Source organism: Streptococcus vicugnae (genome assembly GCF_016461705.1).
Classification (GTDB): Bacteria; Bacillota; Bacilli; order Lactobacillales; family Streptococcaceae; genus Streptococcus; species Streptococcus vicugnae.
Genome location: NZ_JAEMHW010000002.1, coordinates 103,765 through 125,115 on the forward strand (window position 1 = coordinate 103,765; position 21,351 = coordinate 125,115).

At 37.7% G+C, this 21,351-nt stretch carries 21 protein-coding genes and 2 riboswitches; of the genes, 18 read left to right on the forward strand and 3 right to left on the reverse strand.

What is annotated here, in order from left to right; genetic code table 11:
- Positions 1 to 15 precede the first annotated feature (15 nt).
- The 5 genes from celB to JG537_RS04030 all read left to right on the forward strand — a co-directional run bounded on the left by celB (position 16) and on the right by JG537_RS04030 (position 5,486).
- A complete protein-coding gene (gene celB / locus JG537_RS04010; RefSeq protein WP_132869186.1) occupies positions 16 to 1,341 on the forward strand; it encodes a PTS cellobiose transporter subunit IIC in 1,326 nt (441 codons plus the stop codon).
- 145 nt (positions 1,342 to 1,486) lie between these two features.
- Positions 1,487 to 2,305 carry a Cof-type HAD-IIB family hydrolase gene (locus JG537_RS04015; RefSeq protein ID WP_132869185.1) on the forward strand — a complete coding sequence of 273 codons (819 nt, stop codon included), beginning with the start codon at positions 1,487 to 1,489 and terminating at the stop codon, positions 2,303 to 2,305.
- 24 nt (positions 2,306 to 2,329) lie between these two features.
- Positions 2,330 to 2,983, forward strand: coding sequence for an SGNH/GDSL hydrolase family protein (locus JG537_RS04020; RefSeq protein ID WP_199543816.1), 654 nt, complete (start codon positions 2,330 to 2,332; stop codon positions 2,981 to 2,983).
- A 94-nt stretch (positions 2,984 to 3,077) separates the two neighbouring features.
- Positions 3,078 to 4,577 carry a glycoside hydrolase family 1 protein gene (locus JG537_RS04025; protein ID WP_199543818.1) on the forward strand — a complete coding sequence of 500 codons (1,500 nt, stop codon included), beginning with the start codon at positions 3,078 to 3,080 and terminating at the stop codon, positions 4,575 to 4,577.
- Between the two features lie 87 nt (positions 4,578 to 4,664).
- Positions 4,665 to 5,486, forward strand: a complete 822-nt coding sequence (locus JG537_RS04030; protein WP_199543820.1) for a Cof-type HAD-IIB family hydrolase — start codon at positions 4,665 to 4,667, stop codon at positions 5,484 to 5,486.
- 43 nt (positions 5,487 to 5,529) lie between these two features.
- On the opposite strand, the gene JG537_RS04035 is transcribed toward JG537_RS04030, so the two are convergent.
- Positions 5,530 to 6,861, reverse strand: a complete 1,332-nt coding sequence (locus JG537_RS04035; RefSeq protein ID WP_199543822.1) for an alanine/glycine:cation symporter family protein — start codon at positions 6,859 to 6,861, stop codon at positions 5,530 to 5,532.
- A gap of 132 nt (positions 6,862 to 6,993) precedes the next feature.
- A riboswitch (glycine riboswitch) is annotated at positions 6,994 to 7,172 on the reverse strand.
- A gap of 181 nt (positions 7,173 to 7,353) precedes the next feature.
- Positions 7,354 to 8,754: a MocR-like pyridoxine biosynthesis transcription factor PdxR gene (pdxR, locus tag JG537_RS04040; RefSeq protein WP_199543823.1), complete on the reverse strand. Its 1,401-nt coding sequence runs from the start codon at positions 8,752 to 8,754 to the stop codon at positions 7,354 to 7,356.
- 105 nt (positions 8,755 to 8,859) lie between these two features.
- On the opposite strand from pdxR, the gene pdxS reads away from it, so the two are divergent.
- The 13 genes from pdxS (at position 8,860) to tpx (ending at position 20,746) form a co-directional block, all read left to right on the forward strand.
- Positions 8,860 to 9,735: a pyridoxal 5'-phosphate synthase lyase subunit PdxS gene (gene pdxS / locus JG537_RS04045; RefSeq protein ID WP_132869843.1), complete on the forward strand. Its 876-nt coding sequence runs from the start codon at positions 8,860 to 8,862 to the stop codon at positions 9,733 to 9,735.
- A gap of 8 nt (positions 9,736 to 9,743) precedes the next feature.
- Positions 9,744 to 10,316, forward strand: a complete 573-nt coding sequence (gene pdxT, locus JG537_RS04050; protein WP_132869844.1) for a pyridoxal 5'-phosphate synthase glutaminase subunit PdxT — start codon at positions 9,744 to 9,746, stop codon at positions 10,314 to 10,316.
- Positions 10,317 to 10,461: 145 nt separating this feature from the next.
- Positions 10,462 to 12,774 carry a DNA helicase PcrA gene (gene pcrA, locus JG537_RS04055; RefSeq protein WP_199543824.1) on the forward strand — a complete coding sequence of 771 codons (2,313 nt, stop codon included), beginning with the start codon at positions 10,462 to 10,464 and terminating at the stop codon, positions 12,772 to 12,774.
- A 99-nt stretch (positions 12,775 to 12,873) separates the two neighbouring features.
- A riboswitch (TPP riboswitch) is annotated at positions 12,874 to 12,963 on the forward strand.
- Positions 12,964 to 13,133: 170 nt separating this feature from the next.
- Positions 13,134 to 13,709 (forward strand): energy coupling factor transporter S component ThiW, encoded by a 576-nt coding sequence (thiW, locus tag JG537_RS04060; protein WP_132868909.1) that lies wholly within the window; start codon positions 13,134 to 13,136, stop codon positions 13,707 to 13,709.
- 3 nt (positions 13,710 to 13,712) lie between these two features.
- On the forward strand, positions 13,713 to 14,426 hold the full coding sequence (locus JG537_RS04065; protein WP_199543825.1) for a class I SAM-dependent DNA methyltransferase: 714 nt from the start codon (positions 13,713 to 13,715) through the stop codon (positions 14,424 to 14,426).
- Complete coding sequence (locus JG537_RS04070; protein ID WP_199543826.1) at positions 14,401 to 15,054, forward strand: HAD family hydrolase; 654 nt, start codon at positions 14,401 to 14,403, stop codon at positions 15,052 to 15,054. The genes JG537_RS04065 and JG537_RS04070 overlap by 26 nt, the downstream gene beginning before the upstream one ends.
- 11 nt (positions 15,055 to 15,065) lie before the next feature.
- Positions 15,066 to 15,746, forward strand: coding sequence for a thiaminase II (tenA, locus tag JG537_RS04075; protein WP_199543833.1), 681 nt, complete (start codon positions 15,066 to 15,068; stop codon positions 15,744 to 15,746).
- Positions 15,739 to 16,536 carry a bifunctional hydroxymethylpyrimidine kinase/phosphomethylpyrimidine kinase gene (gene thiD, locus JG537_RS04080; protein WP_199543838.1) on the forward strand — a complete coding sequence of 266 codons (798 nt, stop codon included), beginning with the start codon at positions 15,739 to 15,741 and terminating at the stop codon, positions 16,534 to 16,536. Before tenA ends, thiD begins: the two co-directional genes overlap by 8 nt.
- The gene (thiM, locus tag JG537_RS04085) at positions 16,537 to 17,334 is read left to right on the forward strand and encodes a hydroxyethylthiazole kinase (RefSeq protein ID WP_199543847.1); all 798 of its coding nucleotides are present in this window, start codon (positions 16,537 to 16,539) and stop codon (positions 17,332 to 17,334) included.
- The gene (gene thiE / locus JG537_RS04090; RefSeq protein ID WP_199543849.1) at positions 17,327 to 17,959 is read left to right on the forward strand and encodes a thiamine phosphate synthase; all 633 of its coding nucleotides are present in this window, start codon (positions 17,327 to 17,329) and stop codon (positions 17,957 to 17,959) included. The genes thiM and thiE overlap by 8 nt, the downstream gene beginning before the upstream one ends.
- 113 nt (positions 17,960 to 18,072) lie before the next feature.
- On the forward strand, positions 18,073 to 19,353 hold the full coding sequence (locus JG537_RS04095; RefSeq protein WP_132869938.1) for an O-acetylhomoserine aminocarboxypropyltransferase/cysteine synthase family protein: 1,281 nt from the start codon (positions 18,073 to 18,075) through the stop codon (positions 19,351 to 19,353).
- A gap of 114 nt (positions 19,354 to 19,467) precedes the next feature.
- Positions 19,468 to 20,127 (forward strand): DNA alkylation repair protein, encoded by a 660-nt coding sequence (locus tag JG537_RS04100; RefSeq protein ID WP_199543852.1) that lies wholly within the window; start codon positions 19,468 to 19,470, stop codon positions 20,125 to 20,127.
- 127 nt (positions 20,128 to 20,254) lie between these two features.
- A complete protein-coding gene (gene tpx / locus JG537_RS04105; RefSeq protein WP_132869709.1) occupies positions 20,255 to 20,746 on the forward strand; it encodes a thiol peroxidase in 492 nt (163 codons plus the stop codon).
- A 49-nt stretch (positions 20,747 to 20,795) separates the two neighbouring features.
- Here tpx and JG537_RS04110 read toward each other — a convergent pair whose 3' ends face one another.
- Positions 20,796 to 21,344 (reverse strand): TetR/AcrR family transcriptional regulator, encoded by a 549-nt coding sequence (locus tag JG537_RS04110; RefSeq protein ID WP_199543855.1) that lies wholly within the window; start codon positions 21,342 to 21,344, stop codon positions 20,796 to 20,798.
- Positions 21,345 to 21,351 lie beyond the last annotated feature (7 nt).

The following is a 21,351-nucleotide window of genomic DNA, read 5'->3' on the forward strand; positions in this document are numbered from 1 at the left end:
TAGGAGGAGAAGAAAATGTTTGAATTTTTAGAAAAGTACTTAATGGGGCCGATGGCTAAAGTTTCTGCTTGGCGTCCTGTTCGTGCCATTGTTGCCGCTGGTATGGCCAGTATTCCGTTTACTATCGTCGGATCTATGTTCCTTGTCTTGAGCATTATCCCACAAGCCTTTCCAATTCCTGCCTTAACATCAATTTGGGCAAACTCAGTTGATAAGATTGCACCACTTTACTTGCAAGCTTACAACTGTACAATGGGTATCTTGTCACTATACTTTGCCATTGTTATTGGTTATGAATACACTAAAATTTTCGCTGATGAAGAAGAACTTGATGTAGATCCAGTTTACGGTGCTCTACTTTCAGTATTTGCTTTCTTCTTGACAATTCCAGAGTTGCTTGTTAAAAATGGTTCATTTGACTATTTGAACGTTAAAGGTGCTACAATCAATGGTTGGACTGTTGGTGGTAACAGCTTGGCTCGTTTGTCAACTTCAGGTATGTTTACAGCTATCTTGATGGCTATCCTTGCTGTTCAACTTTACCGTGTATGTATCAAACGTCACTGGGTTGTTAAAATGCCAGAAGCAGTTCCTTCAGGGGTTTCTCGCTCATTCTCAGCTTTGATTCCATGTGCTTTCGTAGCTATTGTCGTTCTTGTTATCGATGGTGTGTTCATCGCACTTGGTACTGACATTTACAATGTCGTTGCTATTCCATTTGGTTTCGTTCGTCACATTGCAAACTCTTGGCTTGGTATTGTGGTTATTTACCTTCTTGTTCACGCTTTGTGGATTGTTGGTATCCACGGTGCTAACATCGTTATGGGTCTTGTTAACCCAATCCTTTTGTCAAACATGGCAGAAAACGTTGACGGAGCACACATTGCTTTCGCCGGTGAATTCTCAAACTCATACGTTATCATGGGTGGTTCTGGTGCAATGCTTCTTGCTTGTGTATGGCTTGCAGTAGCAGCTAAATCATCACAACTTAAAATGCTTGGTCGTGCAGCTATGGGTCCTGCAATCTTCAACATCAACGAACCATTAATCTTTGGTCTTCCAGTTGTTTACAACCCAATTCTTGCCCTTCCATTCATCCTTGCACCAATCGTGAGTGCTTCAATCGCATATTGGTCAATCAAACTTGGTTTTGCCGCTGTATCTATCATTCAAACTCCATGGCCAACACCAATCGGTCTTGGTGCCTACATCGGATCAGGTGGTAACATCGGTGCCGTTATTACAGCTCTTGTTTGTGCTGTAGCAGCATTCTTTGTTTGGTTCCCATTCCTTAAAATGTATGATTTGAAACTTCTCAAAGAAGAAGGCGTAGAAGCTTAATAGAATTAAGAGCGGGTATATCCCGTTCTTTTTTGTTTGAAAATGAAAGTCAACAATTTTTTCCGTATCATAGTATCATTTTTTCTGAATATACTCAAAGAATTTTTCAGTCAGCTAGCGTATAATGGGGGACAAGGAGGGTGTTATGACAGTTAAAGTAATTGCAACCGACATGGATGGTACATTTCTAACAGATACAAAGACATATGATAAGGTCTTATTTGAACGACTTTTTGACCATTTTATGGAAGAAGGAATTAAATTTGTTGTTGCTAGCGGTAACCAATATCGCCAAATTATCAAACAATTTCCAAGACACAAACACCAGATGTCATTTGTAGCTGAAAATGGCGGACATATTATTGAAAATGGTAAGACATTGCAAGAAGAATTCGAGACGGTGGAAGCTGTTTCGGCATTGGTAAATTATATCGAGGAAAATTATCCTGACACCGTGATTAATCTAGCTGGAAAAACATCGTCATATTTACCAGTGACAACACCGAAAAAGATAAAGGATTCATTGAGTTATTATCTACCGGTTTTAAAATACGTTGAAGACCTTCATCCAATTCCTGAAGACGATTATTTCAAAGTGACTTTACTAGTTCGTGACGAGTTAACTTTTCAAGTTCGCGATGAAATCAATACACTTTTTGCAGACTATCAATTAACTGCGACCTCTAGCGGTTTTGGTTGTATTGATGTTATTCCTTCACACGTTCATAAAGGAACTGGGCTTGATTTCTTATTAGATCATTGGGGATATGGTCCAGAAAACCTTATGGTATTTGGTGACGGTGGAAATGACATCGAAATGTTAAAATTGGCAAAATATTCTTTTGCCATGGCAAATGCTTCGCAGGAAATCAAAAATGTTGCTCATTACCAAGCACCATCAAATCAAGAAAATGGTGTTTTACAGGTTTTAGCTAACCATTTTTTGAAAGGTTCTGATTTGTGATAAAATAGTCACAAAGGAGAAAAAATGACTGATTTCCAAGAATTATATCACCAAGCAGATGTCAAAGAATATCGTAATTATGTGTTAATTGATCAGCAAAATCAATTGTGGGATAAATTTGATGCTTTAAATAGCAGTGCTTCTCACCCCAATATCGTTTTTGCTGGGGATTCTATCACGGAATATTTTCCCATTCATGAATTGTTGTCATCAGATTTAACCCTTTATAATCGTGGCGTCCATGGGATTAATAGTCTTCATCTATTGGAACATCTGGATAGTCAAGTCCTTAATTTATCACCGCTTAAAGTCTTTTTATTAATTGGTGTTAATGATTTGAAAAATCGAAGACCAGAAGAGGTTTCTCAAACCATCAAAACGATTATCGAGAGAATTCAGGAACAATTGCCTAAAACTCAGATTTTCTTATTGTCTGTTTTTCCGATGAATGAATCGCCTGAATTTGTACGCACACCAAGCCTGCGAAATAATGCAAGCATTTCACAACTTAATAAACTATTAGAACAATTGGCTAGTCAGCAAGTTAAATGGCTTGATTTACATGATTTATTGTGTGATGCTTCTGGACAGTTAAAACGTGACTGGACAATTGATGGACTTCATTTGACCGTTGAAGGCTATCGTGCCATTTCAAAAGTGATTCAAACTTATCTCTAATGGGATAGTATTAGTTTCTAAGATAATAATGCAAGATTGCGCTTTCAAATGACGGTATAATATTATTGTACTTAATTGAAAGAAGGAACAAAGTATGACAAAAGCATTTCCAAAAAATTTCCTTTGGGGTGGGGCAATTGCTGCTAACCAAGCTGAAGGTGCTTATAATGAAGATGGTCGTGGACTTGTTGCGACTGATGTGACAACAGGTGGTAGTGTTGATGCACCGCGTTACATGACTTATATTGATAAAGATGGCAAGCCTGGTAAAGCGCCAGCCATGGGACACAATGGTAAAATTCCTGAAGGCGCCAAATATGCGGTGCTTGACACAGAGCATTATCCAAACCATGTAGCCGTTGATTTCTATCACCGCTACAAAGAGGATATTAAGTTGTTTGCCGAAATGGGTTACTCTGTTTTCCGCTTGTCAATCTCTTGGGCGCGAATTTTTCCAAATGGTGATGACAAAGAGCCTAATCAAGCTGGGCTAGATTTTTACCGTTCTGTTTTTGAAGAATGCCGTAAATATAACATTGAACCATTGGTATCAATTTGGCATTTTGATACACCACTTGCTTTGGAAGAAAATTATGGCGGATGGAAAAATCGTAAACTGATTGATTTTTACGTGCGTTACTGTGAAGTGATTTTCAATGAATATAAAGATTTGGTTAAATATTGGCTAACTTTCAACGAAATTAATAACACAACCATGTTTCTTGATATGTTTGGTTCAAAAGCCAGTGACGCTGACTATCAAGAAGGTTATCAAATTCTTCACCATCAATTTGTAGCATCATCTAAGGCTGTACAAATTGGGCATGCCATTAACCCTGATTTCATGATTGGAAATATGATTTGTGGCATTACTTTCTATCCTGGAACTTGTGATCCTGCAGATATCTTAGCAAACGAGCACAAGTGGCAGTCTGGCATTTATTATTGCGGTGATGTTCAAGCTAAAGGAAGATATGGTACTTATGCCAAACGTCTTTGGAAAGAGCATAATGTTGAACTTGATATCACTGAAGAAGATCTTGAAGATTTGAAACGTGGTACGGTTGATATGTATACTTTCTCATATTATATGTCAAATAATGTGACTACTCATACTGGTGGTGAACAGGTTTCTGGTAACTTTTCAGCTGGTGCTAAAAATCCTTATTTGACTTACTCAGATTGGGGTTGGGCACACGATCCAACGGGGCTTCAATATTACCTTGAAAAAATTTACGACCGTTATGAAATTCCTTTAATGGTGGTTGAAAATGGTCTTGGTGCTTTTGACACGGTAGAAGAAGATGGTTCTATTCATGATAATTACCGAATTGATTATCACCGTGCTCATATCAACGCCATGGCAAATGCTATTGAAAATGGTGTTGACCTTATCGGTTACACAACTTGGGGATGTATTGATATTGTTTCAGCCGGTACTGGTGAAATGCGCAAGCGTTATGGCTTTATCTACGTTGATATGGATGATGCTGGGAATGGTACTCTTAACCGCACACCAAAAGATAGTTTCTATTGGTATAAAGAAGTTCTTGCTACTAATGGCCAAAAAGCTATTAAAGAAGCTGAAAAATAAAAAAACAATGCTCCTGCAACATGTGGGAGCATTGTACTAGTATCAAAGCTAGTTCACTTTAGTTTTAAAATAAGAATGGAAGATGTGATGATAAAGATAATAGCCGTTGATATGGATGGAACATTTTTGGATGAAGAGGGAAAATTTGATGCGAACCGATTTGAACAGTTACTAGATGAATTAGATAGACGTGGTATTTTATTTGTTGTCGCAACTGGAAATCAAATTTCAAGAATGAAAATCGTTTTTGGGGATTTTGCTAAACGGCTAGCTTATGTTGTAGGAAATGGCAGTCATTTAGTTGTCAAAGATAAGACGATTTATTTAAAAAACTTAAGTTCACAGCAACTTCAACATTTTTTGGATTATTATCAAAATCATTTTGACGATTATCACATCGTTATTTCATCCCCAGAGCATTCCTATATGACTAAAGGTGCTTATGCTTGTCAGAATTTAGCAGATGAAGCAACTCTAGATTATTACAATGCAAGTTTTCCAAACGTGATTTTACTAGATGACGTGTCTGATTTGCCAAAAGAAACAATTAATAAAATCACAATGCAATTGCCTTTGGCGGTATTTGAGAAAGTTAGCGCTGATTTTAAAAAGGAATTTCCTGATTTGGTTCCCATGGCGAGTGGCTTTGGTGCAATTGATGTGGTTTTACCGGGAGTAGATAAAGCTTTAGGCTTGAAAGAGTTGATGAGATTTCGTGAAGTATCGGCTAATCAACTAATGACTTTTGGTGACGGGGAAAACGATATTGCTATGTTGCGCTTAGCTAAATACTCCTATGCTATGGAAAATGCGCCTGAACGTGTAAGAGCATCTGCTAATTTTTTAGCACCATCAAATGCTAAAGCAGGTGTTTTTCAAGTCATTGAAAATTATTTAGCTAATCAATAGACATAAAAATAGCTAGGAGTAAGATTGAACTCCTAGCTATTTGTTATTTCATGCGAGCAAAATAATTTTTAGTTTCATGGATAATAACTGGTGAGAGGGCAAGTAAAGCGATAAGGTTTGGAAGAGCCATTAACCCGTTAACGATATCCGCAATAATCCAAATTAATTCCAATTTGAGGAATCCACCTAGGGCAACCATGATGACAAAAATAACTCGGTACAGTTTGATGTGTTTTGTTCCGAAAAGGAATTCAAAGCAACGTTCACCATAGTAAGACCAACCAAGGATTGTTGTAAAGGCAAACAAGACCAAACAGAATGTAAGAGCAAGTGCACCTGGTGTTCCAAAGAGTGATGAAAAGGCTGCTTGAGTTAACGGAGCCCCTTCAAGACCAGCTACTGTCCACTTTTGCGTAACAATGATTGAAAGGCCAGTCAAAGTACAGATGATAATTGTATCAATGAAAGTACCAGTCATTGAAATAAGGCCTTGTTCAACAGGTTCTTCTGTTTTAGCGGCTGCGGCAGCAATTGGAGCTGAACCTAGACCAGATTCATTTGAGAAGACTCCACGTGCAATACCTTTTTGGATAGCATCTTTAACAACAGCTCCGGCAAAACCACCGACAGCAGCAGTACCAGTAAAGGCACCAGAGAAGATTTCACCAAATGCAGGTAGAATTTGGTTTGCATTGCAGAAAATAACAGCAAGTGTTGCTAGGATATAAATGATTGCCATGAAAGGAACTACTTTTTCAGCAACTTTTGAGATTGATTTAATTCCACCAAAGATAATAATAGCAACTACTACAGCAACAACGATACTAACGATTTGTGGCGCTAAGCCAAATGAATTTTCAAGTGATGAAGTAATTGAGTTAACTTGAGAGAAGGTACCAATACCAAAGTAGGCAACAAGGATACCTGCAATGGCAAAGAAGACGGCAAGTGGTTTCCAACGTTTCCCCATACCGTTTAAGATGTAGTACATTGGTCCACCAGAAACTTCGCCGTTATCATCACGCGTACGATATTTGATAGCAAGAAGCCCTTCAGAATATTTTGTTGCCATTCCAAAGAAAGCAGCCATCCACATCCAAAAAAGTGCACCAGGTCCACCGGCCTTGATAGCTGTTGCAACCCCAACAATGTTTCCTGTACCAACAGTGGCAGCAAGAGCAGTTGCAAGAGCAGCAAAACTTGAAATATCCCCTTGACCTTTATCGTCAGCGAAAATGAGTTTGAAGGCCTTAGGTAATTTTAAAACCTGAAGTAAACCAAGACGAACTGTTAAGTAGATCCCAGTTCCCACTAAAAGAATAAGCAGTGGGGCACCCCAGACAATATCATCTAACATTGTAAAAAAGTTAAGCATATACGAAAAAACTCCTACTAAATATAGCTCCCACGATGCCATTTAGAATAGAAAAAGGAGTTATCATTACGATAACTCCTGAAAAGTGATAAGAAGACTGACAAAGATAACTCAACCTTACCTGTTAATCGATTCTTATCTTCTGTCCTTTTGCCTGAGAGTTTGAGCTAAACTTAGCGTTCAGCCTTGCCCCTTCGGCGCCTATCTAGTTCTTTTGTGTCAGTATTACAATACTTAGTCCTTAAAAACATACTGATTCACAAGAGTGCTAGTGTAATAAATTATTACTAGGTCTCTCCAGAAGTCCGTCCATCACCCAGTCCCTGTCTATGACACCTGAGAGCGTAACTCCTTCGGCGAAAGGCAAGCTTTCTTCTCCTGAATGACATCATTCGGTTTGCTATTTGATTTGAATACTATGTTAAAGCAAAAACCGAACTTTGTCAATAGTATTTTTTAAATTGTTTGGGAAAAATATAAAATGTGAAAAAATTAGAGAATAATTTGGGATAAAATATTAATAATCTTTTCTAAGTCTTGATTTGAGATATTGGCGTAGTTTACGATAAAACACTTGTCAAACTGCTTATTTTCGCCATGATAGTAGTGAGAAATTGGTGTTATTTGCAAGTCATTTTTGAGAGCCTGCTGGCAAATTTCTTCTTCAGATAAACGACTTTTTATGGTCATAATAAAATGCAAACCAGACTCTTCTTCATGGATGCTGATGTGATTTTTTAAAGGACTTGCTAATAAATTTTGAATCAGATAATCACGTTTTTTCTGATAATACAGGCGCATTCGATTTAAATGTTTTTCAAAATAGCCGTCTTGCATAAAATAAGCCAGCGTATATTGCTGTAAATTAGAGACAGTATTGTTGTAAAAGCTGAGCTGTTTTTCAAAGCGCTCTAGTAATTGTGGTGGTAAAATCATATAACTAATACGAAGGGTAGAAGCTAAGCTTTTACTAAAAGTATTGATATAGATGACTTTTCCAAGACTATCGATTTCTTGAAGGCTTGGAATTGGTAAGCCATGAAAGCGGAACTCACTGTCGTAGTCATCTTCAATGATATAGCGATCTCCTTGATTTGCCCAGCTGAGAAGTTCATAACGCTTGCTAATGGAAAGAATAGCACCTGTTGGAAATTGATGAGAAGGCGATAGATGGACAATGTCAGCATTTTTTTCTTTTAGTTGAGACATACTAATGCCGTCTTCTTCCATATCGATAAAGGTTTGTTTGACCTTGAATTGTTGGTAAATTTTTTGAATTTTTGAGTAGCTTGGTTCTTCCAGCGCGACTGTTTTATCCAATCCTATCAACTGAATGAGAATAGTATACAGATACTCTGTCCCAGCTCCAATGATAATTTGTCGAGGATTAACAGCCATTCCTCGATAGTCATTTAAGTGTTTGGCAATGGCTTGTCTTAACATGAGAACTCCCTTACTTGGTGAGGGGTGAACAAGTTCATTTTGACAATTGTTGAGGACTTGTCGAACAATTTTTGACCATGTTGCAAAAGGAAAAGTCTCAGAATTGGTTTGGTTGTTGCTTAGTCGTAAACTTGGTTTGACCTCATCTGGCATGCTTTCTGGGTTTGAAAGTAACCTTATTGTTTTTTCAACAGGTGGATGATGAGGATTGATTTTTGATACAAAGAATCCTTTTTTAGCTTGGCTGTAAATATAGCCTTCAGCTTTTAATTGCTGATAGCTTGTTTCTACCGTAACAATAGACACCCCAAGGTGTTTGGCTAAATTACGTTTTGAAGGAAGCTTTTCACCTGCTTCAAGAATGCCAGTTGTAATATCGTTTTTAATAGCTCGATAGAGCTGTTCATAAAGGGGAATAGATGCGTGATTGTCCAATGAATATGTAAGCATAAAACCTCCAAACTGACCCTATAAAAAAGTTTTTATTTGACGCTTGATACCATGTCAGTTTTTATTATAATGAAAAGCAACAAAAAAGTAAATGAGGTATTTCTAATGACAAATCAACGTTATCAACTCAACAAACAATTGGCCCAAATGCTTAAAGGTGGTGTTATCATGGATGTCACTACACCAGAACAAGCGAGAATCGCTGAGGCAGCAGGTGCGTGTGCTGTCATGGCACTTGAAAGAATTCCAGCAGATATTCGTGCAGCAGGTGGTGTTTCACGCATGAGTGATCCTAAGATGATTCAAGAAATTCAAGAGGCTGTTTCTATTCCAGTTATGGCAAAAGTTCGCATCGGTCATTTTGTAGAAGCCCAAATTCTTGAAGCCATTGAAATTGACTACATCGATGAAAGTGAAGTGCTATCACCGGCAGATGATCTTTATCATATTGATAAGACAAGCTTTGATGTTCCTTTTGTCTGTGGTGCTAAGAATCTTGGAGAAGCTCTACGTCGTATCGCAGAAGGAGCTAGTATGATCCGTTCTAAAGGTGAGCCTGGTACAGGCGATGTTATCCAAGCTGTGCGACATTTACGCCAAATGAATCAAGAAATTGCTCGTTTAACTTCTCTTCGTGAGGATGAATTGTATCATGCAGCAAAGGAACTTCAAGTACCATATGATTTGGTTAAAGAAGTTCATGAAACTGGTAAATTGCCAGTTGTTCTATTTGCTGCAGGTGGTGTGGCTACGCCTGCTGATGCAGCACTTATGATGCACCTTGGAGCAGAAGGTGTCTTTGTCGGATCAGGAATTTTCAAATCAGGAGATCCAGAAAAACGTGCTCGTGCGATTGTTCAAGCAGTGACTAATTATCAAGATAAGAAACTACTTGCAAAATTATCAGAAAATCTTGGTGAAGCAATGGTCGGGATTAATGAAGATGAAATCCAATTGCTTATGGCTGAACGTGGCATTTAGGAGGTTGTATGGTTTTAATTGGAGTACTTGCTTTACAAGGCGACTTTGCAGAGCACAAAGCAAAATTAGCTTCGCTAGGAGCTAAGACTTTTGAAATTAGACAGTTAAAGGATTTAGAGGAACCTTTAGATGGTCTTGTTTTACCTGGAGGAGAATCAACCGTTCAGGGAAAACTATTACGTGACTTGGGACTTTTAAAACCTTTGCAAGAAAAAATCAAGCAAGGATTGCCGGTCTTAGGCACTTGTGCTGGTTTGATTCTTCTTTCTGAGAAGGTGGAAAACCAAACAGACAATTACTTAGGAACATTGCCAGTAACCGTTAAGCGTAATGCCTACGGAAGGCAATTAGGAAGTTTTCATGCCAATCTTGACTTTGCTAAATTAGGTCAAGTCCCTGCAACATTTATCCGAGCTCCTTACATCAGTGAGGTTAGAGACGGCGTTGAGATTTTATCACAACACGATGGAAAAATCGTCGCTGCCCGTTACCAAAATCAAGTTGGTTTATCTTTTCATCCAGAAGTTGATGATAACGATATTGTGCATTCTTATTTCTTGAAGATTTGTCAAACAAAGTAAAACCAGCCAACATTATTTCTTTAAAAAATGGTACAATAGAAAAGCATTGATTTTAATGAAATAATTAATATAGAGAGGAATAAATCTCGGATGGTTTTCATGGCTGATAGGAGCTGATGGCAGAACCTCCGTGGTCTTTTATACGATGAATCCTTTATTAAATGGTATGAATGATAAGCAGGCTGAAGCTGTTAAAACGACAGAAGGTCCGCTTTTGATTATGGCAGGTGCGGGCTCTGGGAAGACTCGCGTGTTGACACACCGCATTGCTTACTTAATTGATGAAAAATTTGTAAATCCTTGGAATATCCTTGCAATTACCTTTACCAATAAAGCTGCCCGTGAAATGCGTGAACGTGCTATGGCTTTGAATCCAGCGACTGCAGATACCTTGATTGCGACTTTCCACAGCATGTGTGTGCGTATTTTACGTCGTGATGCTGACCATATTGGTTACAATCGCAATTTCACTATCGTGGATCCAGGTGAGCAACGTACGCTCATGAAACGTATTTTGAAGAATCTTAACCTTGATCCTAAAAAATGGAACGAACGTGCGATTCTTGGAACTATTTCAAATGCTAAAAACGATTTGCTTGATGAAGTGGCTTACGAAAATCAAGCAGGTGATATGTACACGCAAATCGTGGCAAAATGTTACAAAGCTTACCAAGCTGAACTTCGTCAAAGCGAAGCTATGGACTTTGATGACCTTATCATGTTAACCCTTCGTTTGTTTGACCAAAATCCTGATGTGTTAGCTTATTATCAACAACGCTACCAATACATTCATGTGGATGAGTATCAAGATACTAACCACGCGCAATACCAATTGGTCAAACTTTTGGCTTCCCGCTTTAAAAATATCTGTGTCGTTGGTGATGCCGACCAATCTATTTATGGTTGGCGTGGTGCGGATATGCAAAATATCCTTGATTTTGAAAAAGATTACCCGGAAGCTAAGGTTGTTATGTTGGAAGAAAACTATCGTTCCACTAAGAAAATCTTGCAAGCAGCAAACGCTGTTATCAATAACAACCGCAATCGTCGTCCGAAAAAACTTTGGACTCAAAATGCTGATGGGGAACAAATTGTTTACTACCGTGCGCGTGATGAACGTGAAGAAGCAGTCTTCGTTGCTTCAACGATTGACAATATTGTCCGTGAACAAGGGAAAAACTTTAAAGATTTTGCGGTTCTTTACCGTACCAATGCGCAATCACGTACTATTGAAGAAGCGCTGCTCAAATCAAATATTCCATATACTATGGTTGGTGGAACAAAATTCTATAGCCGTAAGGAAATTCGTGATGTGATTTCATACTTGAACGTTATTGCCAATACAGCTGATAATATCAGTTATGAACGTATTGTTAATGAACCAAAACGTGGTGTTGGTCCTGGAACGCTTGAAAAAATTCGTAGCTTTGCTAACCTTCAAAATATGAGCTTGCTTGACGCTTCAGCTAATATCATGCTCTCTGGTGTTAAAGGAAAAGCTGCGCAAGCTGTTTGGGATTTGGCAAATCTTCTTATGAATCTTCGTGCGGATTTGGATAAATACACAGTTACTGAATTAGTTGAAGCTGTCCTTGATAAAACAGGCTACCTAGATGCTCTTCGTGTGCAAAATACGCTCGAAAGCCAAGCTCGTATCGAAAATATCGAAGAATTCTTGACTGTAACTAAGAATTTTGATGATAATCAAGATGATGCTCCTGAAGATGAATCTGGTATTGACAAACTAAGTCGTTTCTTGAATGACTTGGCTTTGATTGCTGACACTGATGACGGTGATGCAGAAACAGCAGAAGTGACTTTGATGACCTTACATGCTGCCAAAGGTTTGGAATTTCCAATTGTCTTCTTGATTGGTATGGAAGAAGGTGTCTTTCCACTTTCTCGTGCCGCTGAAGACCAAGATGAGTTAGAAGAAGAACGTCGTTTGGCTTACGTTGGTATCACACGTGCTGAGCAGTTGCTTTTTGTAACTAATGCCAATACGCGTACGTTGTTTGGTAAGACAAGCTATAATCGTCCATCACGCTTTATTCGTGAAATTGATGATGAACTATTGCAATACCAAGGTTTGGCTCGACCAGCGAATTCATCATTTGGCGTTCGTTATAGCAACAGTAGTAGTGACTCGATGAGTTTTGGTAAGGGCATGAGTCTTCAACAAGCCCTTCAGGCACGCAAAGCAAAAGTTCAGCCGGCATCTCGTGCTGCACAGCCATATTCAAAAGCTGGAAAAGCTGTTCCATTTGGGCAATCAGCTAGCGCTTCAAAAGAAGCTGTTGACTGGCAAATCGGAGATATTGCTCACCACAAAAAATGGGGTGATGGAACAGTTCTTGCTGTCACTGGAACAGGTAAAACCCAAGAACTTAAAATCAATTTCCCAGAAGTTGGCCTTAAAAAATTACTTGCCAGCGTTGCACCGATTGAGAAGAAATGAAAAAGCACAGATTTTCTGTGCTTTTTTGATTAAAAATAAAAGTTTTCTGAATATTGTTGCATATTTAGAAGTGGTGTGGTATAGTTATTCTGTAATTAAATAAGATATTTGGGGTGCGTAAAAGCTGAGATTATACCCATTGAACCTGATGCAGTTAGAACTGACGAAGGGAAATGTGTGAGCAACAAAAAGCTGTTTTTTGTTGTGCTTAAAATCGATTTTAGATAGTTCTTTTGTATAAGCAAGAGAACTATTTCGCAGTTTTTAAATAGATAAGACTCCATTTGATGTTTTTCAGATGGCGTTTTTTATTTTCTGTGAGCTTTTAGTGTTCTGCCGGTGTCAGGAAAGGATTTTTTATGGCGAGTAATCGTGTACATCGTTTAACTATTTTAGCTATTATGATTGCCTTAGATTTTTTGTTAACACCGCTTTTTAGGATTGAAGGTATGGCTTTCATGTCAAGCGTAATGAATATCATTGCTGGAACATTTATGACGCCACTTTATGCTGTGGCTATGGCTTTTATTGTTGCTATTATGAGAATTTTAACTCAAGCTGGTGTGGCTAGTGTGGCTCCTTTAGCAATTATCGGTTCTGTTCCGGGGGCATTTTTAGCAACTTATTTTTACCGTTTAACGAAGAAACCAATTATGTCTTGGTTTGGTGAGTTTCTTGGAACAGGTATTATTGGTTCACTGGTCTCAGCACCTGTTATGGTCTGGTTCTGGACATTTTCAGCACATGGTGATGAAGAAGTCTTATCAAAAGCTAGTCAGGCACAATCATTACTCTTTTTTACACCAAGATTTGTTTTAGCAACACTTATTGGTGGTGCCTTAGCAATGGCTGTGCTTAAAGGATTAAAGTATTCAAGTTATTTCATGCATTTGGAAAAATTATATGTAGCTAAGGGAATCAAAGAGGGAAAATAGGTAATGAAAAAAGCAAAAATGTTTGATGGTTATGCAAATGCTTATGATCAATGGTTTATGTCAAATGCAAATGTCTTTGCTAGTGAACTGAAATTGTTACACCGAGCATTGCATGGTATTGAAAAGGATAATATTTTGTCGATTGGTTGTGGTAGTGGTTTGTTTGAAGCAGCACTCAATCGTGAATATGGTATCAAAGTTCAACGTGGTGTTGAACCTTCAAATGACATGGCTGAAATTGCCAGAAAACGTGGTATGACTGTTAAGATTGGCGATGCTGAAACAAGCCAATTGACTCCAAATGCTTATGATGTCATTTATTTAAATGGTTGTTCAAGTTACATTAAAAATTTATCGGCAGCTTACCAAAATTGCCATAAAGCTCTGAAAAAAGGCGGACATTTAATCTTGCTTGATGTGCCTGTTGAGAGTGCATATGGCATTTTGTACAAATTTGCTGCACATGTTGGTGAGTATGACAAGGAAATCTTTAAAGAAATTGCACCAACTTTCCCTTATCCAATCGAGCTTGTCCGCTCTGCCATTTTTCATTCGCCACTTGAAAAAGAAAATATTCTTCGTGATGAACTTGGTATGACAAACATTCGTTATTTCCAAACTCTGACTGCTCAGCCAATCTACACTAATGATTTTGTGGAAGAGCCGATTGAAGGATACGACAAAGGAGGTTATGTTGCCCTTGTCGCTCAAAAATAAAGCTGAAAAGGTTATTTTTCTAGATTTAGATGGTGTGGTTTTTGATTCTTATGGATTATGGGACGAGGTTATCGAGCAAGTATTATCACATGCAAACATCCCATATACTCAGTCAATTAAGAAGCAACTTTGGCGATTAAACATGATAGAAGCACAAGAATATTTAGCTAGTTTATTTGCGCAGCAAAATGTAGTCTATCAAGCCAAAAAAGTTAAAGAGCAGCTAGTCAAAGCTTATCAGAAAGTCTTGCTGATGCCTCAGTCAACTGAGTTTTTAGCAGATTTGTCTAGAGAGGGTTATGTAATCTATGCGGTCACTTCAAATTATGATGATTTGGCTAAAATAGGTCTTGAATCAAAAGGAGTATTGAAATACTTTTTTAAAATCTATTCTTGTATTGAGGAAGGATTTGCGGATAAAACCAAGGATTTCTTTAGGAATTTGCTTGAAAAAGAAGGTTTAAAGAGTGAGCAAATTATTTATCTGGAAGATAGTGTGAGAAATCTAGAGGAAGCAGCAAGATGTGGTATTAAAGGAATTTACCTATCAAATACTGATAATCCTCAAGATAATCAAGGACAGAGATGTTACACTATTCGATGTTTAAATGACTTTAAAAAATTGTAAAGGAAGAAAAAATGATTAATGAAATGAAAAAACGTAGTCTTATCTTTGTTGATAAGATTTATCAAGATGATTTTATCCAGAATATGATTGCAGGAAATTTGTCAAAAGAGGCTGTTTGTCATTATTTAAAGGCAGATGCGATTTATTTGGAGAAATTTACAGATATTTATGCCCAATTATTTGCGCGAATTCCAGATAAAGCAAGTAAAAATTTCTTTTTAAGTCAGATTGATTTCATTTTTAACCATGAAGTTGGAGCTCACCATATTTTAGCTGAAGCTGCTGGTAGAGATTATCATGATATTATTGAGGATAAAGCTTGGTATCCAAGTTCTGATCACTACATTAAGCACATGTATTATCAACTTTATCAAGATAATCCATCATATATTCTTGCGGCTATGCTTCCTTGCCCATGGATTTATCAGCAAGTTGCTCAAAAAGCTCTTGCAAGTGGCAAAATTGCTGATGAGAATCCTTTTAAAGCATGGTTTGAGTTTTATGCTGGTGATGGGGCAACATCATGTTTGCCAACTTATTTTGACTTATTAAAACGTTATAGCAAACAACTACCAGAAGAAAATAAAAAAGAAGTCATTCGTGTCTTTTTAGAAAGTTGCCAACATGAACGTAATTTCTTTCAAATGGCAGTAGATCAAGAAGAATGGCCAGAGGAGGTAAGAAATGTCTAAATTAAATGTCGCTTTAACCATCGCGGGAACAGATCCAAGTGGTGGTGCGGGAATCATGGCGGATTTAAAGAGCTTTCAAGCGCGTGGTGTCTATGGCATGGCTGTTGTTACCAGTGTCGTGGCACAAAACACCAAAGGTGTTCAGGCTATTTGTAATCTGGATCAAACCATCCTTGATGAGCAACTAAAGAGCGTCTTTTCTGATATTACTCCCGACGCGATTAAAACAGGGATGTTAGCTGAAGTTGAAACCATTGAACGAGTCAGTCAGTATTTGAATACTATTTCGTGTCCTTATGTCTTAGACCCAGTTATGGTGGCAACAAGTGGTGACCGCTTGATTAGCCAAGAAGCTGTTGAAGCATTGAAAGAAAAATTGCTACCTTTAGCGACGATTATTACGCCAAATCTGCCAGAGGCAGAAGTCCTTTTTGGACAAGAATTGAAAGATGAGGCTGCGATTCTTAAAGCAGGTAAAGCCATTCAGGAAAAATACGGTGTTAAAAACGTCGTCATTAAAGGTGGCCATTTGGAAACTGAAGCAAAAGATTTTCTTTTCTTAGAAGATGGTCAGGTGATGACATTTTCTGCTGAACGAATTCCAACCAAACACACGCATGGTACTGGTTGTACCTATGCAGCTGTTATCACAGCGGAATTAGCTAAAGGTCATACCGTCCAAGAAGCAGTAGCAACAGCCAAACGATTTATTACAAAAGCCATTAAAACAGCTCCTGAACTTGGTCATGGTAATGGTCCGGTAAATCATGTGACGTATAAAGGAGATTAAATGACATATTTAGACGATTTAAGACAAGAAAAGCCTTTGACTATTTGTCTGACGAATAATGTTGTTAAAAATTTCTCGGCCAATGGTCTTTTGGCTTTGGGAGCTTCACCTGCAATGAGTGAATACCAACTAGATTTGGAAGATTTTTTACCAAATGCAAGTGGTCTTTTAGTCAATATTGGGACTTTGAAAGAAGATAGTTGGCAACTATATAAAGATGCCTTAGATATTGCTGAAAAATATTCAGTTCCAACCGTTTTAGATCCTGTTGCGGCTGGTGCAGGTGCTTATCGTAAAAAAGTATCACTTGATTTGGTTGAACATCATAAGATTTCACTATTGCGAGGGAACGCTGGAGAAATTGCTGCGCTTATTGGGGAAGAGGTAGCTAGTAAAGGGGTTGACTCAGCTGATGTAGACAATATTGGTCACTTAGCTCTGCTAGCCAATCAAAAACTAAATATCCCAGTGGTTATCACCGGAAAGATAGACGCTATAGCTGTCAATGGGCAAGTGAAACTTCTTAAAAATGGTAGTTCAATAATGCCATTGGTGACGGGAACAGGTTGTTTACTTGGTGCGGTTTTAGCGGCTTTCATCGGATTGGCTAAAAAAGGAGATTTATTAGCTTGTCTGGAAGAAGCTATGTCTATTTATAATATTGCTGGTGAAATGGCAGAAGAGGCATCAGGTAAAGGATTACCAGGTAGTTTTCAGATTGCCTTTTTAGATGCCCTTTGTCAGATTAGCAATCAAGACGTTAAAAGATTGAAAAAAGTAGAGGATTATTGTGAATAAAGAACAGTTACAAGTTTATTTTATTTGTGGCACCCAAAATTGCCCTAAGGGAAAATTCCTAGGTACACTTGAGGCAGCTTTTAAGTCTGGTGTAACCTGTTTTCAATTTCGTGAAAAAGGCCAAGGAGCGCTCGTTGGGCAAGAAAAGACAGCTATGGCATTAAAAGTTAAAGAGCTTTGCCAAAAATATCACGTTTTATTTCTCATCAATGATGATATTGACTTAGCTCTGCAAATTGGTGTTGATGGTGTTCATATTGGTCAAGATGATATGCCGGTTCGTCAGGTAAGAAAATTATTTCCTGATAAGATTATTGGTTTATCTGTCGGAAATAGCAAAGAATTCTATTTGTCTGATATTGAGAAAGTTGATTATATTGGTGTTGGTCCTGTCTTTCCAACGTCTTCTAAATCTGATGCTGGTCAAGTCATTGGCTTAAAAGGCTTGAGAGAAATGCGGAAGCTGGATCCAAAAATTCCAATCGTAGCAATTGGTGGGATTACATTTGGTGATGTTGCGGCCATTCGTCAAACAGGAGCTGATGGCGTTGCAGTTATTTCAGCCCTGGCTCAATCAGAACAGATTGAACTAGATACTCAGCGTTTTGCCAGAGCTTTTGACTGAGAGGTATAGTTTGAAACTATATCTAGTCTTTTTTAATAAGTATTAGTCAAGTTTTTTAAAAGAGTGTAAAATTGTATGTACATTCAGAAATTTTAATGATTGGAGTACATGCCATGACACGAAAATATAATTTTGAAACTTTGCAATTACACGCTGGTCAAACTGTTGACCCTGTCACTAAATCTCGTGCTGTTCCAATTTACCAAACTACATCATATGTTTTTGATAATGCTCAAGAAGGTGAAGACTTATTTGGTTTAAAAAAACCAGGGAATATCTATTCACGTATTGGGAATCCAACAGTTGAAGTCTTTGAAAATCGTATTGCTGCCCTAGAAGGTGGTGTAGGAGCACTCGCTACATCATCAGGTATGGCAGCTATTACTTACGCAGTTTTAGGCTTGGCACACGCTGGAGATCATGTGGTAGCAGCCACAACACTGTATGGTGGAACATTCAATTTGCTTAAAGAAACACTTCCACGATACGGTGTAACAACAACATTTGTCGATGTTGCCAATCTTGAAGAAATTGAAGCAGCCATTCAAGACAATACAAAACTTGTTTTTATTGAAACTCTTGGTAATCCAGTCATCAATATTCCTGACATTGAAAAGATTGCTGATATTGCTCACGCTCATAAAATTCCTTTGGTGTCAGATAATACTTTCGGAACACCATATCTTATCAATGTTTTCTCACATGGGGTAGATATTGCCGTTCACTCAGCAACAAAATTCATCGGAGGTCATGGAACAACCATTGCCGGTGTTGTTGTTGATTCAGGTAAATTTGATTGGGAAGCTTCAGGAAAATTCCCACAATTCGTAGAGGAAGACCCATCTTATCACAATATTAGCTATACACGTGATATTGGTGCAGCAGCCTTTATTACAGCATTGCGTGTACAATTATTGCGTGATACTGGTGCCGCTTTGTCACCATTTAGTGCCTTTTTGCTCTTACAAGGTCTTGAAACACTATCGCTTCGCATTGACCGTCACATCGAAAATACTAAAAAAATCGTTGAATTTTTGGAAAATCATCCAAAAGTTGAGAAGGTTAATTATCCTAGCTTACCATCAAGTCCATACTATGAATTGGCTCAAAAATATTTCCCTAAAGGAGCGGGTTCAATCTTTACTTTCCATATCAAAGGTGGACAAGAAGAAGCACATAAATTCATCGATAACCTTGAAATCTTTTCAGATTTAGCTAATGTTGCTGATGCTAAATCATTGGTTGTGCATCCAGCGACAACAACTCACCAACAACTTTCTGAAGAAGATCTTCTAGCTTGTGGTGTTACACGTAATCAAATCCGCGTGTCAGTTGGTCTTGAAAACGCAGATGATTTGATTGAAGATTTGCGTTTGGCATTTGAAAAAATCTAATTGGTGATTCGTATTAAGTTCATAGGGTAAAAGCAAGCAGTCTGTATGCCAAATAGGCTGCTTTTTGATAGAATGATTTTTAGATGATAATACGATAGTTTTTGGAGGAAGTTTATGTCAAAATATGATGACATTTGTCGATCTTTTGAAGCTAATGCCAATCCTAAAAAGGCTCAAGAAATGTCAGCTTACATGAAAAATCGTTTTTTGTTTTATGGCATTCAAACCCCGAATCGACGGGCAATTTACAAAGAATTTATAGCTATTGAGAAAAAAAAGGGAACAGTAGATTGGGCGTTTTTAGATCACTGTTGGGAAGATAAGCATCGTGAATATCAGTACTTGGTACTTGATTATTTACGTGCCTTTCAAAAATACCTGACTTTTGAAGATATTAAAAAGATAAAGCCATTTATTTCAAGTAAGCAGTGGTGGGACAGTATCGATGTGTTAGCAGGAATTGTTGGTCGAATCGGTTTAGAGGATACTAGAGTAGATGATGTTATGAAAATATGGGCTCAAGATGACAATCTCTGGTTTCGTCGTATAGCCATACTTCATCAACTTGGCCGAAAAAAGAAAACGAAGCTAGAATTGTTAGAATGGATTCTTTTAACGAATCTTGGTTCAAGAGAATTCTTTATCAATAAAGCCATCGGCTGGGCTTTACGTGATTTTTCAAAGGTAAATCCTGATTGGGTAAGACAGTTTTTAGCTAAAAATGAAGAAAAATTGTCTTCACTTTCAATCAGAGAAGCTAGTAAATACCTATGATTTCCGAGCATATTTTTCGTTTTAAAAGTCATTTTTCGGTAAAATAAGAGATGAATAAAAGGCTTATTCATCTGATTTAGTATTATATTTGGTGGAAAAAGAGCCCCCTTATAACGGAGGAATAGATATGACAACTTTTCTTGGAAAACCTGTAAACTTAGTTGGTAAACAACTTCAAATTGGCGATGTTGCGCCCGATTTTTCACTACGAACATCTGATTTAACTATTAAGAGTTTATCTGATTTTTCTGGCTTGAAAAAAGTGATTAGTATCGTCCCATCAATTGATACTGGCATTTGTTCTACACAAACTCGTACCTTTAATCAAGAATTATCTAATATGGATGATACTGTTGTGATTACTGTTTCAGCTGATCTTCCTTTTGCACAGGCACGTTGGTGTGGTGTTGAAGGACTTGATAAAGCCATTATGATGTCTGATTACTACGATAATCGTTTTGGTAAGGCTTATGGTCTTTTAATGGAAGAATGGCATCTTTTAGCGCGAGCGGTACTTGTTTTAGATGCTGATAATCATTTGGTTTATGTTGAATACTTGGAAAATGTAAACTCAGAGCCAGACTATCAAGCAGCAATCAATGCGGTAAAATCAATTTAAAAAATTCCCTCACTTAGTTTGTCTAGGTGAGGGATTTTGTTTATGACTCTTAAAGAGTTTTATCCAGTGAAGCAACTTTGAGAATAATCTCAGTTAACTCTTCAGTACTTTCTTTGCCACCATTATTCACCCACAGTGAAATAATACTCTCAATAGAAGACAAATAAACCTCAGTAGCATACTGGAAAGGAATTCCATAGTAGGCGACAAGGATTTCTTTGAAATCTGGGATGGTCAAAAGAAAATTGTAGATAAAATCTTTGACGGTCTTGGAAAAATTAGAGTATGATGATTTTGAAAGTGCATAAGTTAATTTGAAATTGTCACGAACGTAATCAAGGCAACGTGTGATAACTTTTGGAGTATCAGTATAAAGGGAGTCGGTGTTGAGAATAGCAAACAAATCATTAAGAGTTTCATGTTTTAATTGGTCCATCATATCATATTTGTCAACGTAATGGAGGTAAAACGTCCCACGGTTAACTCCGGCAGTTTTTGTTAAATCAGAAATGGTAATTTCTTCAAAGCTTTTTTCTAATAAGAGTTTTGCTAAAGCCTGCTTGAGATAGTTCGTGGTTTCGGTTTGTCTTTTTGCCAAAATAACT